Source organism: Streptomyces sp. NPDC127097 (genome assembly GCF_042724075.1).
In the GTDB taxonomy this organism is placed as follows: Bacteria; Actinomycetota; Actinomycetes; order Streptomycetales; family Streptomycetaceae; genus Streptomyces.
Genome location: NZ_JBHXFI010000021.1, coordinates 1 through 15,818, shown reverse-complemented (window position 1 = coordinate 15,818; position 15,818 = coordinate 1). Strand labels below are relative to the sequence as shown.

At 73.4% G+C, this 15,818-nt stretch carries 15 protein-coding genes; 9 read left to right on the top strand and 6 right to left on the bottom strand.

Annotated elements, in window-relative coordinates:
• The first annotated feature begins 175 nt into the window (after positions 1–175).
• A complete protein-coding gene (locus ACFWJW_RS17960; protein ID WP_387241682.1) occupies positions 176–904 on the top strand; it encodes a TetR/AcrR family transcriptional regulator in 729 nt (242 codons plus the stop codon).
• A gap of 156 nt (positions 905–1,060) precedes the next feature.
• Here ACFWJW_RS17960 and ACFWJW_RS17955 read toward each other — a convergent pair whose 3' ends face one another.
• From ACFWJW_RS17955 to ACFWJW_RS17940, 4 genes are all read right to left on the bottom strand, one after another.
• A complete protein-coding gene (locus ACFWJW_RS17955) occupies positions 1,061–1,384 on the bottom strand; it encodes a DMT family transporter (protein WP_387241941.1) in 324 nt (107 codons plus the stop codon).
• Between the two features lie 195 nt (positions 1,385–1,579).
• On the bottom strand, positions 1,580–2,587 hold the full coding sequence (gene rsgA / locus ACFWJW_RS17950; RefSeq protein ID WP_387241679.1) for a ribosome small subunit-dependent GTPase A: 1,008 nt from the start codon (positions 2,585–2,587) through the stop codon (positions 1,580–1,582).
• 13 nt (positions 2,588–2,600) lie between these two features.
• Positions 2,601–3,962, bottom strand: a complete 1,362-nt coding sequence (aroA, locus tag ACFWJW_RS17945) for a 3-phosphoshikimate 1-carboxyvinyltransferase (RefSeq protein ID WP_387241676.1) — start codon at positions 3,960–3,962, stop codon at positions 2,601–2,603.
• Positions 3,963–4,127: 165 nt separating this feature from the next.
• The gene (locus ACFWJW_RS17940) at positions 4,128–4,841 is read right to left on the bottom strand and encodes a M50 family metallopeptidase (protein ID WP_387241673.1); all 714 of its coding nucleotides are present in this window, start codon (positions 4,839–4,841) and stop codon (positions 4,128–4,130) included.
• A gap of 35 nt (positions 4,842–4,876) precedes the next feature.
• Between ACFWJW_RS17940 and ACFWJW_RS17935 the strand changes: the two genes are divergently transcribed.
• Positions 4,877–5,710, top strand: coding sequence for an SOS response-associated peptidase (locus ACFWJW_RS17935; protein WP_387241670.1), 834 nt, complete (start codon positions 4,877–4,879; stop codon positions 5,708–5,710).
• 72 nt (positions 5,711–5,782) lie between these two features.
• Positions 5,783–6,430, top strand: coding sequence for an alpha/beta family hydrolase (locus ACFWJW_RS17930; RefSeq protein WP_387241667.1), 648 nt, complete (start codon positions 5,783–5,785; stop codon positions 6,428–6,430).
• A 113-nt stretch (positions 6,431–6,543) separates the two neighbouring features.
• Here ACFWJW_RS17930 and ACFWJW_RS17925 read toward each other — a convergent pair whose 3' ends face one another.
• A complete protein-coding gene (locus ACFWJW_RS17925; RefSeq protein ID WP_387241664.1) occupies positions 6,544–7,131 on the bottom strand; it encodes a helix-turn-helix domain-containing protein in 588 nt (195 codons plus the stop codon).
• A gap of 312 nt (positions 7,132–7,443) precedes the next feature.
• On the opposite strand from ACFWJW_RS17925, the gene ACFWJW_RS17920 reads away from it, so the two are divergent.
• The 6 genes from ACFWJW_RS17920 to def all read left to right on the top strand — a co-directional run bounded on the left by ACFWJW_RS17920 (position 7,444) and on the right by def (position 13,636).
• Positions 7,444–8,139: a sigma-70 family RNA polymerase sigma factor gene (locus ACFWJW_RS17920; protein WP_387241938.1), complete on the top strand. Its 696-nt coding sequence runs from the start codon at positions 7,444–7,446 to the stop codon at positions 8,137–8,139.
• Positions 8,136–8,549 (top strand): mycothiol system anti-sigma-R factor, encoded by a 414-nt coding sequence (rsrA, locus tag ACFWJW_RS17915; protein ID WP_387241661.1) that lies wholly within the window; start codon positions 8,136–8,138, stop codon positions 8,547–8,549. Before ACFWJW_RS17920 ends, rsrA begins: the two co-directional genes overlap by 4 nt.
• A gap of 180 nt (positions 8,550–8,729) precedes the next feature.
• A complete protein-coding gene (locus tag ACFWJW_RS17910) occupies positions 8,730–10,163 on the top strand; it encodes an HD-GYP domain-containing protein (RefSeq protein WP_387241658.1) in 1,434 nt (477 codons plus the stop codon).
• On the top strand, positions 10,160–11,524 hold the full coding sequence (locus ACFWJW_RS17905) for an HD-GYP domain-containing protein (protein ID WP_387241654.1): 1,365 nt from the start codon (positions 10,160–10,162) through the stop codon (positions 11,522–11,524). Before ACFWJW_RS17910 ends, ACFWJW_RS17905 begins: the two co-directional genes overlap by 4 nt.
• A gap of 412 nt (positions 11,525–11,936) precedes the next feature.
• Positions 11,937–12,923 carry a hypothetical protein gene (locus ACFWJW_RS17900; RefSeq protein WP_018089486.1) on the top strand — a complete coding sequence of 329 codons (987 nt, stop codon included), beginning with the start codon at positions 11,937–11,939 and terminating at the stop codon, positions 12,921–12,923.
• A gap of 68 nt (positions 12,924–12,991) precedes the next feature.
• Positions 12,992–13,636, top strand: a complete 645-nt coding sequence (gene def / locus ACFWJW_RS17895) for a peptide deformylase (RefSeq protein ID WP_387241651.1) — start codon at positions 12,992–12,994, stop codon at positions 13,634–13,636.
• Between the two features lie 41 nt (positions 13,637–13,677).
• Here the strand turns inward: def and ACFWJW_RS17890 are convergent, their stop codons facing one another.
• Positions 13,678–15,633 carry a transglycosylase domain-containing protein gene (locus tag ACFWJW_RS17890; protein ID WP_387241648.1) on the bottom strand — a complete coding sequence of 652 codons (1,956 nt, stop codon included), beginning with the start codon at positions 15,631–15,633 and terminating at the stop codon, positions 13,678–13,680.
• Between the last annotated feature and the right edge of the window lie 185 nt (positions 15,634–15,818).

The following is a 15,818-nucleotide window of genomic DNA, read 5'->3' as shown; positions in this document are numbered from 1 at the left end:
TGCGAACAGTATCCATTGGTATACGCCGGAGCCACACGGCCATGCGCCGCCCGGCGTGTGGCGGCCCGCGCGCCGCCGGTGCGCCCCCGCTGCGACGACTCTTGACACCATCTGGCGGTGCGTCAATTCTGTGCGCACACCGGCTGCCCGGGGCCGGCGGCCGGGGAGGTGCCGGATGCCCGCAGCGCGTGAATCCTTGCTGGACGCCGCCTACACGGCGCTGACGGAACGGGCCTGGACGGCCGTGCGGATGGTCGATGTCGCGGCCGCGGCCGGGGTGTCCCGGCAGACGCTCTACAACGAGTTCGGCAGCAAGGAGGGGCTGGCCCGCGCCCTCGTCCGCCGGGAGACCGACAACTACCTCGCCGGGGTCGCGCGGGCGCTGTCCCAGGCACCCCCGGCCGCCGGCACCAGGCAGGACGCGGCGGGCCGGGTGGCGGCCGCGGCCGCCTGGACGCTGCGCACCGCGCGCGCCAACCCCCTGGTCAGGGCGGTACTGACCGGGTGCTGGAGCGACCGGCTGCCGGCCCCCGCGGCCGCCGGTGTCACGCGGCCAGGGGCCGCCCGGCCCGGCATCCCCGCCCAGCGGGCCGAGCCCTCGGCTGACGGCCCGCTGCCGGGGCCCGCCGAACTCGTCGGCCGCTTCTGCGACCAGGCGGTCGCGGCGCTGGAGCCCGACTGGCCCGAGGAGGCGCTGCCCGCCCTGGGCACCGCCTGCGAGACCGCGGCGCGGCTGACCCTGGCCTGCGTGGTCGCTCCCGTGACGCCGGGGGCGGCACCGTCCGCGGGACGCCTGTCGGCCCGGCGGTCGCGCCGGGAGCTGGAGGCGGAGGCGGTGTCCCGGCTCGTACGGGGCGCCTTCGCCCGGATGCCGGCCGAGGTGCGGCCGGGGGAGCGGTGCTGACGGAGCGTCAGCGGAGGGCGGGCGAGGGCCGGGCCGGTGGACGACGCGCGGGTCAGGGCCAGGCCGGCGGGCGCCGCGCGGGCGAGGACCAGGCCGGCGGACGACACCCGGGCCGGGCGAGGACCGGGACGGCGGACGGACGCACGGGCCGCCCGCTCAGTGGGCGGACCCCGACAGCTGAAGCCCGACCACCCCGGTGATGACCAACGTAATGGAGACGATCTTCAGGGTGGAGACCACATCGCCGAGGAAGACCATGCCGTAGATCGCCGTACCGGCCGCACCGATACCCGTCCACACCGCGTACGCCGGGCCGACGTCGAGCCGGCGCAGCGCCAGCGTCAGCAGACCGAAGCTGCCGAGCGCGAAGGCCGCGAAGGCGATGGTCGGGAACAGACGGGTGAAGCCGTGCGACAGCTTGAGGCAGACCGCGAAGCCGGTCTCCAGGATCCCGGCCACCACGACCAGCAGCCACGCCAACGCCATGTCCCATTGCCTCCGTCAGCCAGGGCCTGTCCGGCGGGCAGACCCCAGGGCCTGTCCCAGGTGAGCGACGACGGGGCGTCAGAATCACTCCCTACGGCCCCTTCCGGGCGATCAGGGCGTGATGGACCACTGCGCCGACCTTGGTGTGATTATGCCTTTACCTCGGACCGGCGGGGCAAACTTCGGCGATCAGTCGCCCTCGCGTCGCTCCCGGGTGGCCAGGAGGCGGCGCAGGGAGTAGAGGCGGGCCGGATCGGCGTGGCCGTCGCTGACCCACTCGTCCAGCGCGCAGTCCGGTTCGTCGTGACTACAGGCCCGCGGGCACTCCGCGGTGCCCGGCTCCAGGTCCGGGAAGGCGTGGATGACCCGGGACGGGTCGACGTGATGCAGCCCGAAGGACCGGACGCCGGGGGTGTCGATGACCCAGCCCGAGTCGTCGGGCAGCGGCAGCGCCAGTGCGGAGGTGGTGGTGTGCCGCCCGCGGCCGGTGACCGCGTTGACATGGCCGGTGGCCCGGCGGCGCTCCGGGACCAGGGCGTTGACCAGGGTGGTCTTGCCCACGCCGGAGTGCCCGACGAACGCCGTCATCCGGCCCGCGAGGGTGGCCCGGATCCGCTCGGCGGCGCTGCCGTCGGCGAGTTCGTCGCGATTGGTGACGACGTAGGGGACGCCGAGCGCGCCGTAGGACTCCAGCAGGGTGTCCGCGGACGCCAGATCGGACTTGGTCAGCACCAGCAGCGGGTCGAGGCCCGCGTCGTAGGCGGCGACCAGACAGCGGTCGATGAGCCGGGGGCGCGGCTCGGGGTCGGCGAGCGCGGTGACGATCGCGAGCTGGTCGGCGTTGGCGACCACGACCCGCTCGAACGGGTCGTCATCGTCGGCCGTACGGCGCAGCGTCGAGGAGCGCGGCTCGACCCGGACGATCCTGGCGAGGGTGTCCTTGGCGCCGCTCAGATCACCCACGACGGCGACCCGGTCGCCGACCACCGCGCTCTTGCGGCCCAGTTCGCGGGCCTTCATCGCGGTGACCGTACGGCCCTCGATGAGGCAGGTCAGCCGGCCCCGGTCGACGGTCAGGACCAGGCCCTCGCCGGCGTCCTCGTGCTTGGGGCGGCGGTTGGTGCGGGGGCGGTTGCCCTTGGGGTTGGGGCGGACGCGGATGTCGTCCTCGTCGGGGTTCTTTCCGTAGCGGCGCATGGCGGCGTCAGCCTCAGCCTCTCCGGGCGGACACGGCCGCCGGGTCGAGCATGTCCGTCCACATCGCCGGGAAGTCCGGCAGCGTCTTGGCGGTGGTGGCGACGTTCTCCACCCGCACGCCGTCGACGGCCAGGCCGATGACCGCCGCGGCGGTGGCCAGCCGGTGGTCCTCGTAGGTGCGGAAGACCCCGCCGTGCAGGGGGCGCGGGCGGATGTGCAGACCGTCCGCGGTCTCGGTGACATCGCCGCCGAGCTCGTTGAGCTCCTTGGTGAGCGCGGCCAGCCGGTCGGTCTCGTGCAGCCGGAGGTGCGCCACCCCGCGCAGCGTGGAGGGGGAGTCGGCCAGGGCGGCGACCGCGGCGATGCCGGGGGTCAGCTCGCCGACCTCGCTCAGGTCGACGTCGATGCCGTGGATGCGGCCGCTGCCGGTGAAGGTCAGGCCGTGCTCGGTCAGCTCGCAGGAACCGCCCATGGTGGTGAAGATCTCGCGCAGCGCGTCACCGGGCTGGGTGGTGTGCTCGGGCCAGTCCGGGATCGTGACCCGGCCGCCGGTGACCAGCGCCGCGGCCAGGAACGGCTGGGCGTTCGACAGATCCGGCTCGACGACCAGATCGCGGCCGAGCAGCGCGCCCGGGGTGACCCGCCAGACGTTCGGCTCGCCGCCCGCCTCCGGGGTGTCCACCTGCGCGCCGACGCTGCGCAGCATGTCGACGGTCATCCGGATGTGCGGCATGGAGGGCAGCGCCGCGCCCACGTGCCGGACCTCGACGCCCTGGTTGAAGCGCGGCGCGGACAGCAGCAGCGCGCTGACGAACTGGGAGGACGAGGACGCGTCGATCTCGACCCGGCCGCCGTCCAGGCCGCCGCTGCCGAAGACCGTCATGGGCAGCGCCCCGCGGTTGTCGTCGTCGATCCGGGCCCCCAGGGCGCGCAGCGCGTCGATCACGCCGCCGAGCGGCCGCTCGTAGGAGCGCGGGTCGCCGTCGAAGCGGATCGGGCCGTCGGCGAGCGCGGCGACCGGCGGCAGGAAGCGCATGACCGTGCCGGCGTTGCCGACGTCGATGGTGGCCGGGCCGTGCAGGCCCGCCGGGATCACCCGCCATGCCTCCCCGCCGCCGGGCTGCCCGGCGGCGTCCGAGCTGGAGGAAGCGGTCTCTTCGATGCCGACGCCCAGGGTGCGCAGGGCCTCGGCCATCAGGAGCGTGTCACGGGAGCGCAGCGGCCGGCGCAGCCAGCCGGGCTCGGCGGAGAGAGCGGCCAGGACCAGGCCGCGATTGGTGACCGATTTGGAGCCGGGCACGGTGACGGTGGCATCGACGGCCCCGGAGGCGAGGGGGGCGGGCCACAGGGCGGGATGTGTGGGGCTCTCGGTCATGCCCTTACTTTAATGGCTGGGCAAGGGTGCCGATCTTGATCAAAAACGCCGCAACCCCTGTGAAACATGGCACGTGTAGTGCGCTCACGTGCCGGAACCGCGTCCGCGGCGAAACCGCCGGCCGGGGCGGCGGCGGAACCGGCCCCCGGCGCGCGGCGGTTGACGTCAGAGGCCGAGCAGCCAGCGCCCGCCGCCGATCAGCGAGCACAGCGTCACCACGTGGAAGAGGCCGAGCCAGACGGCCGCCGGGACATGGGTCAGCCGCGCCAGCTGGTCCGGATCGGAGTCCGCGGCCCCTCCCCGCCGGCGCTTCCCCTGGAGCTCGAACGGCGGCCGCACCCCGCCCAGCAGCAGGAACCACACCACCACATACGCGAACGCCGCCTGCACATCCGGCGTCGTCAGCCAGGAGACCAGCACGAACGCGGCACCGGTGAGCACGACCGTGAGCACGCCATAGGCGTTACGGATCATGATCAGCATCGCCAGGAGCAGCGCGGTGGCCCCCCACAGCAGTGCCGTGATGTGCCCCGCGGCGAGGAGCGCGGCACCCGCCAGACCGAGCAGCGACGGCGCGATGTAGCCGGCCGCGGCGGTCAGCACCATGCCCAGACCGGTCGGCTTGCCCCGCGAGACGGTCAGCCCCGAGGTGTCGGAGTGCAGCCGGATGCCGTCCAGGCGGCGGCCGGTGAGCAGTGCGATCAGCCCGTGCCCGCCCTCGTGCGCGATGGTGACGGCGTTGCGCGCCAGCCGCCAGGCGGTGCGCGGGACGACGACGCCCAGCGCGAGCACCGCCGTGGCGATCACCAGCCAGAGCGAGGGATCGGGCTGGGTCCCGAACACGCGGCTCCATATGTCCGTGAGGTGGTCGGTGTCCATGTCTCCCCTTCGTGTGGCATGGCAGTGTGGCACGCATGTGCGGTAGGTATGCAGCGAGTCGTCGCCCCGAGGAGCTGGTGGGACTCTTCGGCGTTCAGCGGTGGGAGCCGGCGGAGACCCTCGCGCCGAGTTGGAACGTGGCCCCGACGGACCCGGTGCACGCGGTGCTGGAACGGCCCCTCAAGGGCGCGGCGGCGGAGGACTTCCCGCCCGGCGGCCCGGCGCGCCAGCTGCGGGCGCTGAAGTGGGGCCTGGTCCCGTCGTGGTCGAAATCACCCGAGGCCGCCGCGAAGATGATCAACGCGCGGGCCGAGACGGTGCACGAGAAGCCGTCCTTCCGGCAGGCCCTCGCGACCCGTCGGTGCCTGCTGCCCGGAGACGGGTATTTCGAGTGGGTCACCGACGCCGCGGAGCGGCAGCTGGAGGAGCAGGGCAAGAAGAAGCGGCCCCGTAAGCAGCCGTATTTCGTGACGCCCGCGGACGGCTCCGTGATGGCGATGGCCGGGCTGTACGAGTTCTGGCGGGACCGGACGCTGCCCGGCGACCACCCGCTGGCCTGGTGGGTGACCTGCACCGTGATCACCACCGAGGCCGAGACCACACCGCTGGCCGGGGCGGACGGCGGCAGCGGGCCGCAGTCGCTCGCCGAGATCCACCCCCGGATGCCGCTGGTGCTGACCCCGGACCGCTGGGACGCCTGGCTCGACCCGGCCCGTACCGACCCGGACGAGGTGCGCGGACTGCTGACGCCGCCGCCGGCCGGGCTGATGCGCGCCTATCCGGTGCCGACCGAGGTCAGCAACGTGCGCAAGAACGGGCCCGAGCTGGTCACCGAGCTCGACGGACCCGAGGTCGGCACGCTGTTCTGAGCCACCGTGTCCGAGCCGCCGCGCCGGCCCGCCGCGCTGCCCTTCCCGCCGCGGCGCGGGCAGGATGGGCGTATGAGCACTGGGGCGAGCGAGACCGAGACCGTCGCGACGCCGGCGGGCGAGGCCCGGATCACCTGGTACCGCGCGGCGGAGCCGGCGCGGGCCGTGGTGGCGCTGAGCCATGGCGCCGGCGGCGGCATCGAGGCGCGTGACCTACGGGCGCTGGCGGCCGCGCTGCCGGCCCGTGGCTACTCCGTGGCGCTGGTCGAGCAGCCGTGGCGGGTGGCGGGCAAGAAGGTGGCGCCCGCGCCGAAGACGCTGGACACCGGCTGGACCGCGCTGTGGCCGGCGCTGGCGAAACCGGGGCTGCCGGTGGTCGCCGGCGGCCGGAGCGCCGGGGCCCGGGTGGCCTGCCGTACCGCGCGTGAGCTGGGGGCCCGGGCCGTAGTGGCGCTGAGCTTCCCGCTGCATCCGCCGGGCCGGCCGGAGAAGTCCCGGGCGGACGAGCTGACCGGCGCCGGGGTGCCGACGCTGGTCGTCCAGGGCGGCCGGGATCCGTTCGGCCGCCCGGAGGAGTTCCCGCCGGGCACGGAGCTCACCGAGGTGGCACACGGGGACCACGGCTTCGCGGTACCGAAGAAGGCCGGCGTCGGGGAGGCCGAGTCGATGGCCGTGATCACGGACGCGGTGACGGGCTGGCTGGACGGGGTGTTGGGCTGACGGGGCGGCGTGGGCGGCTGACGAGGCGCCGCGGGTGGCTCACGGGCGGGTGGTGGCCCCTGCCCCGAGCGGCTGACGGGCCGGTAGCGGCCCCGCCGCGAGCCCCGCCCCGTTCACCCCTCCTGTCCGCGCGGCCGGGCCCGGACATGCATCCGCTCGCCCTGTCTGCCGAAGAGGCTCAGCAGCTCCACCGGCTCGTCGCCCGCCGGGCCGAACCAGTGCGGCAGCCGGGTGTCGAACTCCGCCGCCTCCCCGGCCCGCAGCTCCACATCGCGGTCGGCCAGCAGCAGCCGCAGCCGCCCGGAGAGCACGTACAGCCACTCGTAACCCTCGTGTGTGCGCTGCTCACGCGGGCCGCCGACCGGGTCCAGGATCAGCTTGAACGCCTGAAGCGCGCCCGGCTGCCGGGTCAGCGGGATCGCGGTCCTGTCCCCCAGCCGCATCGGGGCCACCCGCACCCGGGGATCACCGACCTCCGGCGCCCCCACCAGCTCGTCCAGCGGCACCTGATGAGCCTGCGCCAGCGGCAGCAGCAGTTCGAGGGTGGCCTTGCGGCCGCCGGACTCCAGGCGCGACAGGGTGCTCACCGAGATGCCGGTCGCCTCCGAGAGAGCGGTCAGCGTCACCCCGCGCTCCTGGCGCATCCGCCGCAGCCGGGGGCCCACCTCGGCGAGTACGCGCTCGTATGCCTGATCGTTCACCCTTCTATTGCCGAAGCGGCAAGCGGATTTGTCAACCCGTCGTCCGTCCGAAGTCTCGACAGCGGACCGGGAATGCCGCGGCGATCACGGCTGTTGTGCCAGGCGTAGTGCTCGAGTACGTCCGGTGAACGACGAGGAATGGGAGTCCGCCGCATGGGAATCGCTTGCCCGGCCCGCCCGGCCGCCGATCTGCCGTGGTCGCAGATGCAGGTCACGCAGCCCGCCCTGGCTGGAGCGGCGGCAGCACCGGATCGTCGTCTATTCTCCGAATCGGGTGGGTCCGCATCCGGATCCAGGACGGTGTTGGAGGAGGTGGGTCCGGTCACCGGTACCGACGCAGGGACCGACGGCACGGCTGAGGAGAAGGCCCAGGAGAGCGCCGCCGAGCGCAATGCGCGCTTCGAGCGGGACGCGCTCACCTTCCTGGACCAGATGTACTCCGCCGCGCTGCGCATGACGCGCAATCCGGCCGATGCGGAGGACCTGGTGCAGGAGATGTACGCGAAGGCGTACGCGTCCTTCCACCAGTTCCGGGAGGGCACCAACCTCAAGGCGTGGCTCTACCGCATCCTCACCAACACCTTCATCAACTCCTACCGCAAGAAGCAGCGTGAGCCGCAGCGCAGTGCCGCCGAGGAGATCGAGGACTGGCAGCTGGCGCGCGCCGAGTCGCATATGTCGACCGGGCTGCGTTCCGCGGAGTCGCAGGCGCTCGACCACCTCCCCGACTCGGACGTGAAAGCCGCACTCCAGGCGATCCCCGAGGAATTCCGGATCGCGGTCTACCTGGCGGACGTGGAGGGCTTTGCGTACAAGGAGATCGCGGACATCATGGGGACACCCATCGGCACGGTGATGTCCCGTCTGCACCGCGGCCGGCGCCAACTGCGGGGCATGCTGGAGGATTACGCCCGTGAGCGCGGGCTGGTCCCGGCGGGGGCGGCGGCCGGTGACCCGCGGGCCGCGCAGACGTCGGACGCGCACGACCGGAAAGGCTCGGGATCATGAGCTGCGGAGAGCCGCACGAGAAGGACTGCTCAGAGGTCCTTGACCACCTCTACGAGTATCTCGACCGGGAGATGCCCGCCGGGGAGTGCGCGGACTTCCAGGTGCATCTCGACGAGTGCTCGCCGTGCCTGGAGAAGTACGGCCTGGAGCAGGCCGTGAAGAAGCTCGTCAAGCGCTGCTGCGGCCATGACGACGTCCCCAGCGATCTGCGCTCCAAGGTCATGGGACGGATCGAGCTCATCCGGGCCGGGGAGACCGTCCCCGAGGTGAGCGTGCTCGAACAGGCCAAGAAGGAACAGGCGCAGCGCGCGCAGGCGGACGCCGCGGCGTCCGCGGCGGAGGAGGGGACCGGTCCGGCCGACGCGACCGGCTCCACCGATGCACGTACCGGGGCCGCACGGGCCGAATAACGCGGCACATCACCCCAAGGGGTGAGGGGCGGGGCGCTCGTCCCGCCCGATCCGCTGAACCGCCCTCCCCGGCGCCTTCGCCCCTCTATTCTCACCGACCCGAGCGCACTGCGGATGCGGCGTGCCCGGCCCCGGCTCCGTACGAGCCCGGGGGAGCGGTGGGCAGGGCGAGGAGGCGCGATGCGAGGACTTCCGGCGGCCGCACGAGGGTATATCGGCTGCGCCGCGCCGGCCGCGGCGCTCTGTGCCGCCCCCGCCGCGGGCCTCGGCCCCCACGCCCCCTGGAGCAGCGCCGTCGCCCTGGCCGCTCTGTACGGGCTGTGCGAACAGCTGCGCCGCTGCCGGCCACCGGTCGGCCGGGCCCCGTACGCCCCCGACTCCGGGGCCCCGGGCGGCTTTCCCACCGGATGGGCCGGCCCCGTCCTGCTCGCCGCGGTCTTTCTGCTGCCGCCGTCGCTGGCCGCGCTGGCCGCCGTCCCCGGCGCGGTGCTCGCACCGGCCGAGCCGCGCTTCGCCACCGCCCGCCGGCTCTGGCACGCCGCCGAGCTGGCGCTGGCCTGCTGGGCGGCCGCCCAGGTGTTCCGGGCCCTCGGCCACCACCCGCTGTCCGCACCGCAGTTCCCCATGGTGCTGCTGCCGGCCGCGGCGGCCGCGGCCACCTTCTGCGGGGTGCTCGCCGCGCTCGACGGCGGGGTGCTGGCCGCCGCCGAGCGGCATCCCGTCCGCACCGCCTGGCGCGGGCTGCTGACCCGCTCCCTGGGGCCGCATCTGGTGCACGGTCTGGCCGGGCTGATGATGGCGGTCCTGTGGTGCAGCTCGTACGGGCCGCCGGCGGCGCTGCTGGTGCTGCTGCCGATGTACCTCTCCTGCTGGGCCTTCGACCGGTACCACCGGGAACGCGCCGCCCACCAGGCCACCATCCGCGCCCTCGTCCAGGCCGTGGACCTCAAGGACCGCTACACCCGCGGGCACAGCGAGCGGGTCGGCCGCGCCTCGGTGATGATCGCCCGGGAGCTGGGGCTGGCGGAGGACCGGATGGAGGCGCTGCGGTTCGCCGGCATCCTGCACGACGTCGGCAAACTCGGCGTCCCCACCCGGCTGTTGCGCAAGGACGGGCCGCTGACGCCCCAGGAGCGCCGGGTCATCGAGCTGCACCCCGAGTACGGGCACGAGATCGTGCGCGGCATCGGCTTCCTGGAGGAGGCGCGGGCGGCGATCCTGCACCACCACGAGCGGCTGGACGGCACCGGCTACCCCTACGGCCTGAGGGGTCATCAGATCCCGGAGGTGGCACGGGTGGTGGCGGTCGCCGACGCCTTCGACGCGATGACCTCGACCCGTTCCTACCGCCGGGCCCGGCCGGTGCCGGTGGCCGTCGCGGAGCTGCGCAAGTGCTCCGGCGCGCAGTTCGATCCGCGGATGGTCCGCGCGCTGGTGGCCTCGCTCGACCGCCACGGCTGGCATCCGGACCTGGTGACGGCGGCGGACCCGGAGCCCGGCGCCGGGCGGTCCGGGCGGGAGGACGCCCTGCCGCGGGACGCCGGGGGCGGGGCGCCCGTACCGGTGCCGCCCGTGCCGTTGCCCGAACGGGCCGGGCGGGACGGTGGGCGATGAGCGGCCCCGCGGAGGAGCCCCGGCGCGACCGGGCGGCCGGGCACCGGGCGGCACCGGCCCCCGCGCCCGGCGTCCCGCGCACCGCGGCGCCGGGCACCTGCGGCGGCGGCGCCGTGATCGCCGCGGTCTACGTCCCGGCCGCCGCGCTGGCCTGCTGGTCGCTGGGCCGGACACTGTGGGACGGCCTGGCCGAGCCGGGGATCGCGCTGGCCTTCGGGGTGCTGATCACGGTGGGTGAGCTGGTGGGGCAGGGGCCCGCCCCGGCGGCCGGGGGCGCACGGGTGCCGGGAGTGCGGGCGGGCGCACCACTCGGCGCGGCCGGCGCCCTCGCCTACGCCCTGCTCGGAGAGGCCGGCGGACGGCCGACGACCCATGGCGTCCACCAGGTCGTGGCCGTGGTCCTGGCGGCCGGTCTGGTCGGCCTCGTCCCGCGGCTCGCGCGCGGCGAGGGCCCGGCGCTCGACCCGATCGCGCGCCGGGTGCTGACCACCGGCTTCGCCGCCACCTGCTTCCAGCCCCTCTACAACACCGGGACGCTGGGCTCCTGGGTGGCCTCCGGTCCGGTCTACCCGGTCTTCCTGATCGCGCTGCTGGCGCTGACCGCGCTGTGCGACGCGGTCCTGGCGGCCGCGCTCGCCCGGGCCCGCACCGGCTGGCCGTACGGGCCGCTGCTGCGCGACGAGTTGCGGGCGCTGCTCGGCCTCGGCTCGGCGGTCTGCGCCACCGGGGTGGTGATCTCGCTGGCCACCGCGGTCGCCGGGCTGTGGGCGCTGCCGGTGTTCTGTCTGCCGCTGCTGCTGACCCAGTTCGCCTTCCGCCGGTTCGCGGCCGTCCGCGCCACCTACCGCCAGACCATCGCCTCGCTGGCCCGCTCCACCGAGATCGCCGGCTACACCCCGCACGGCCATGCCCGCCGGGTGGCCGCGCTCAGCCGCGCCGTGGGCCGTGAACTCGGCCTGAACGAACCGGATCTGGATCTGCTCGAACATGCCGCGCTGATGCATGACATCGGCCAGCTCTCGCTGCTGGACCCGGTGCCGGACGGGGCGACCGCGCCGCTGCCGCCCGCCGAACAGCGCCGGATCGCGCTGCTGGGCGGCGCCGTGGTCCGGCAGACCGGCGTCCCCGCCGAGGTCGCGGTGATCGTCGAGCGGCAGGCCGACCCGTACCGCGAGCAGCCGGTCACGGCACGTATCGTCCGCACCGTCAACGCCTACGACGATCTGTCGGGGGAGTCCGCGGGGCCGGGCGGCCCGCTGCGCGCCCTGGAGCGGCTGCGGCTGTCCACCGCGCGCGACCACGAGCCCCGGGTCGTCGAGGCGCTGGCCAGGGTCCTGGCGTGCGGCGGCCGGGCCGGGTGAGACGGCCGAGGGGTGTCCGGCACGGGATCGTCCCCTGATGGGAGATTCTCCCGGACGTCTATGTACCGACAATGCCGGAAATGCCGCCCTGGCCGACGCCCGGCGACCCCCTGAAGACACCCCATCCGCCCCAGCCGCCACACCCCCGCCGCCGCGCCCTCGCCGGGCCCCGCAGGTCGTGGAACCCATGGGTAATGAGCGCCCTCCGAGATGGGCATGGTTGGATGCGAAGGGAGCCCCTCTCAGGGGGTTCAGGGGGTCGGCGAAGGGCAAGGAGCCGCAGGGGGACCGGCAAACCGGGCTGAGCCCGGCGGCAATCTGTGGCAGGTTGTCGAGTGGGCCCCCAGAAGGCCCCGGACGCCGCTCGGGACCCCACCTCAGCGGCATCAAGAGCAACCAGCAGGCGGGAATCGTGAGGATCTTCGGCAAGGTACGGCACCGGCCCTCCGCCTCGTGGCGGCAGGCGACCGACCGCGCTTTCACGCTGATCGGCGACGGCCGTTACGAGGACGCGGGAGCACTGCTGACCCGCGCCGCGGACATGGAGCCGTGGCTCTCCGAGTCCTGGTTCAACCTGGCGCTGCTGCACAAGTTCCGGCACGACTGGGAACAGGCCCGGGCCGCCGGGCTGCGCGCCGTCGCGCTGCTGGACCGCGAGACCGGGGCGCCCGACTGGTGGAACGTCGGCATCGCCGCCACCGCCCTCCAGGACTGGCCGCTGGCCCGCCGCGCCTGGCAGGCGTACGGCCTCAAGGTCCCCGGCGGGGGCTCCCCGTCCGGCGAACCGCTGGGTATGGCCCTGGGCAGCGCCGCGGTCCGGCTCTCCCCGGAGGGCGAGGCCGAGGTCGTCTGGGGCCGCCGGCTGGACCCGGCCCGTATCGAGGTGCTGTCCATCCCGCTGCCGTCCTCCGGGCGGCGCTGGGGCGAGGTGGTGCTGCACGACGGCGTCCCGCACGGCGAGCGGACCACCGCCGCGGGCCCCTCGTACCCGGTCTTCGACGAGATCGAGCTGTGGGCGCCCTCCCCGGTCCCCACCTGGGTGGTCCTCCTGGAGGCCGCCACGGAGGCCGACCGGGACGCCCTGGAGCGGCTGGCGGCCGATGCGGGCTTCGCGGCCGAGGACTGGTCGTCGTCGGTGCGGCTGCTGTGCCGTACGTGCTCGGAGAGCCGGATGCCCAGCGACGAGGGCGAGGGCGAGCATCTCGACCCGCACGACCACAGTGAGCCCGGCCACCCCGGCCCGCTCGGCCACCGCACCGCGGGCTCCGGCTCGCTGTGGGTGCCGGAGCGCGAATGCGGTATCGCGGCGCCGTCCGCCCTGGTCCGCGGCCTGCTGGACGGCTGGGTCGCGGACAGCCCGGACACCCGCGAGTGGCGCGATCTTGAAGAGGTCTGCTGAGGGCCCGGTCGCGCCCCCGTAGGCTGTAGGGCGACTATTCAGGGTTTTCAGGAAGGCGTACGGCGGAGATGGCCCAGCAGCCTGTGTTTGATCAAGACGGTGACCAGCGGGTGGACGACGAGTTCCTCGACGACGTCACGGACGCCGGGGAGCGGGAGGCCGCCCACCGTGAGCGCGGCACCTCACGACCGATCACGGTCGTCGGCAATCCGGTGCTCCACAAGGAGTGCAAGGACGTCACGGAGTTCGGTGACGAGCTGGCGCAGCTGATCGACGACATGTTCGCCAGCCAGCGCACGGCCGAGGGCGTGGGCCTGGCCGCCAACCAGATCGGTGTGGACCTGAAGGTCTTCGTCTACGACTGCCTGGACGACGAGGGCGTCCGGCACGTCGGGGCGGTCTGCAACCCGGTGCTGGACGAGCTGCCCGCCGAGCGCCGGATCCTGGACGACTCCAACGAGGGCTGCCTGTCCGTGCCCGGCGCCTACGCCGAGCTGCCCCGCCCCGACTACGCCGTGGTCCGCGGCCAGAACGCCAAGGGCGAGCCGGTCGCGATCCGCGGCACCGGCTACTTCGCGCGCTGCCTCCAGCACGAGACCGATCACCTTTACGGCTACCTCTACATCGACCGGCTCAGCAAGCGGGACCGCAAGGACGCGCTGAAGCAGATGTCCGAGCGGGAGCCCCGCTACCCCGTCGTCGCCAACGACTGAGACGAGCGGGCGCCCGGCTGCCGGCCGGGCGCCCGGCCGCGTCACGACCCCTGCTGATAGGTCTGCCAGACCTTCGGCGGGAGGGTCGTCCCCAGCTGACTCTTCTCGCCGCCGACGCCCTGCATCGGCAGCAGGGCGGGGGTGCCCGCCTTGTTGCGGAACACGGTGACGGCGGTGGTCGGCTCATTGTCGTCCGCGACGTCGGGCGCGGGGCCGGGGCGGACGCCCTTCCCGTTCTCCGCGCCGGTGCCGGGACCGAAGTCCGGATTCCCGGCGGACGGACTGCCGATGAACCACGCCGACTTCATCCGGTCGCCCGGCTCCGTGCGGCCGGCCGCCACCGACTGCTGGCCGACCGCCCCGCCCTGCCGGTTCAGGGTGAGGAAGCCCACGATCCGCAGGGCGCTCGACACATCCTCGGCGACCCCGGCATCGAGCACCTGCTCGGCCTCGGGGCGGTCCAGCCCCGGCACCTTCTTGCCCTCGTGGGTCATCCTGGACACCGCGTACGGCTCCTGGTGCAGCCCGCCGTTGACGAAGGTCGTGTAGGCGCTCGCCATCCGGATCGCGCTGGGCGCGGAGGTGCCCAGCGGGAAGGTCTGTTCCAGCTGCGCCATGCTCTCCTCGCGCAGCCCCGCGTCCACTGCGAGATCCCGGATCCGCTCCAGCCCGATCCGCTTCCCGGCCTGGACGAAGGGCGGGCTCTGGCCCGTCATCAGGGCCCCGCCCAGTCCCTGGGCCACGGTCTTCTCGCCCCCCTCCGGCGCGGTCGTGCTGTCCTTGGCGCCGTCGGCCTCCTCCTGGAGCGCGGCCGCCAGCACGAACGGCTTGAAGGCGGACCCGGCCGGCACCGCCGTGGTGTCCGCGTTGTTGCTGAAGTGCTTGGTGGCGTCCGGACCGCCGTACAACGCGACGATCGCCCCGTCATCGGGGCGTACGGAGGCCGCGCCGAATTGCACAAAGGCATCGGCCTCGCGCTGCTTCGGATCGATCTCCTTCCGGCGGACCTCGTTGACGGCCTTTTCCAGGCGGTGGGTGCGCTCTTTGTCGAAGGTGGTGTAAACGTGATAGCCGCCGCGCGCCAGATCCTTGTTGGTCAGCCCGGTGCGGGCCTTGACGAACTTGTTGGCGACATCGAGGAGATAGCCGGTCTGGCCCGCCTGGCTGGTGGGCTTCGACAGTTTCCGGGGCTCCGGGAAGGTGCGGTACCTCGCCCGCTCTTCCTTGCTCATCTTCCCGGTGTCGACCTGCCGGTCCAGTATCCACTCCCAACGTGCCACGGCCCGCTCGTGATTGGCCTTGCTCAGCCCCGGGTCGTACTGCTCCGAACCCTTCAGCACGGCGGCCAGCACGGCACCCTGACTGGGATTCAGGTCCTTGGCGTCAATGCCGTAATACGCATGCGCCGCGGCCTCGATCCCATAGGAATCGCGGCCGAACCAGCTGGTGTTGAGATATCCGCGCAGAATGTCGTGCTTGGACTTCTGGTTGCTCACCTTCAGCGCGATGATGAATTCCCGCACCTTCCGGGTGACCGTCTGGTCCTGCGAGAGATAGGTGTTCTTCACATACTGCTGGGTGATGGTCGAGCCGCCCTGGGTATCCCCGCCGGAGACCATGCTGACCACGGCGCGGCCGATGCCCTTCAGGGAGACGCCGGAATCACTGTAGAACGTGGCGTTCTCCGCCGCGATCACGGAGTTCTCCACCGAGTCCGGCACCTTGTCCAGCGTGATGTTCTGCCGGTTGACCGCACCCACGCTCACCATTTCGCTGCCGTCGGACCAGTGATAGACGGTGGCCTGCTTGCCCGCCAGTTCATTCTCGTCAGGCACGTCGATCTTCGCGTAGACCACGGCTAACAGCCCGGCCAGGCCGAGCACACCGAGCGAGACGGCACCGAGCCACTGACGCCATGACGGCAGCCAGCGACGCGGGCCCTCCCGCCCCTGCCGCGGATAGTCGAGGAACCGGCGACGCCCCTTCGTTCCCTTCATACCCGGATAGACATGGTGGCCCCGGCCCCGGTTGTCGAGGTAACAGAACGCTCACAAACGGCGTGTCGCCAGGCAGAAGACGAAGGGGCCCGCCACGGCATCGCGCCGTGGGGGGCCCCTTAGCCCCTACGAGGAGTAGTTGCAGAAGTCGGCCTTGTGGGAGGACTGGTAGTAGTACAGGGAGC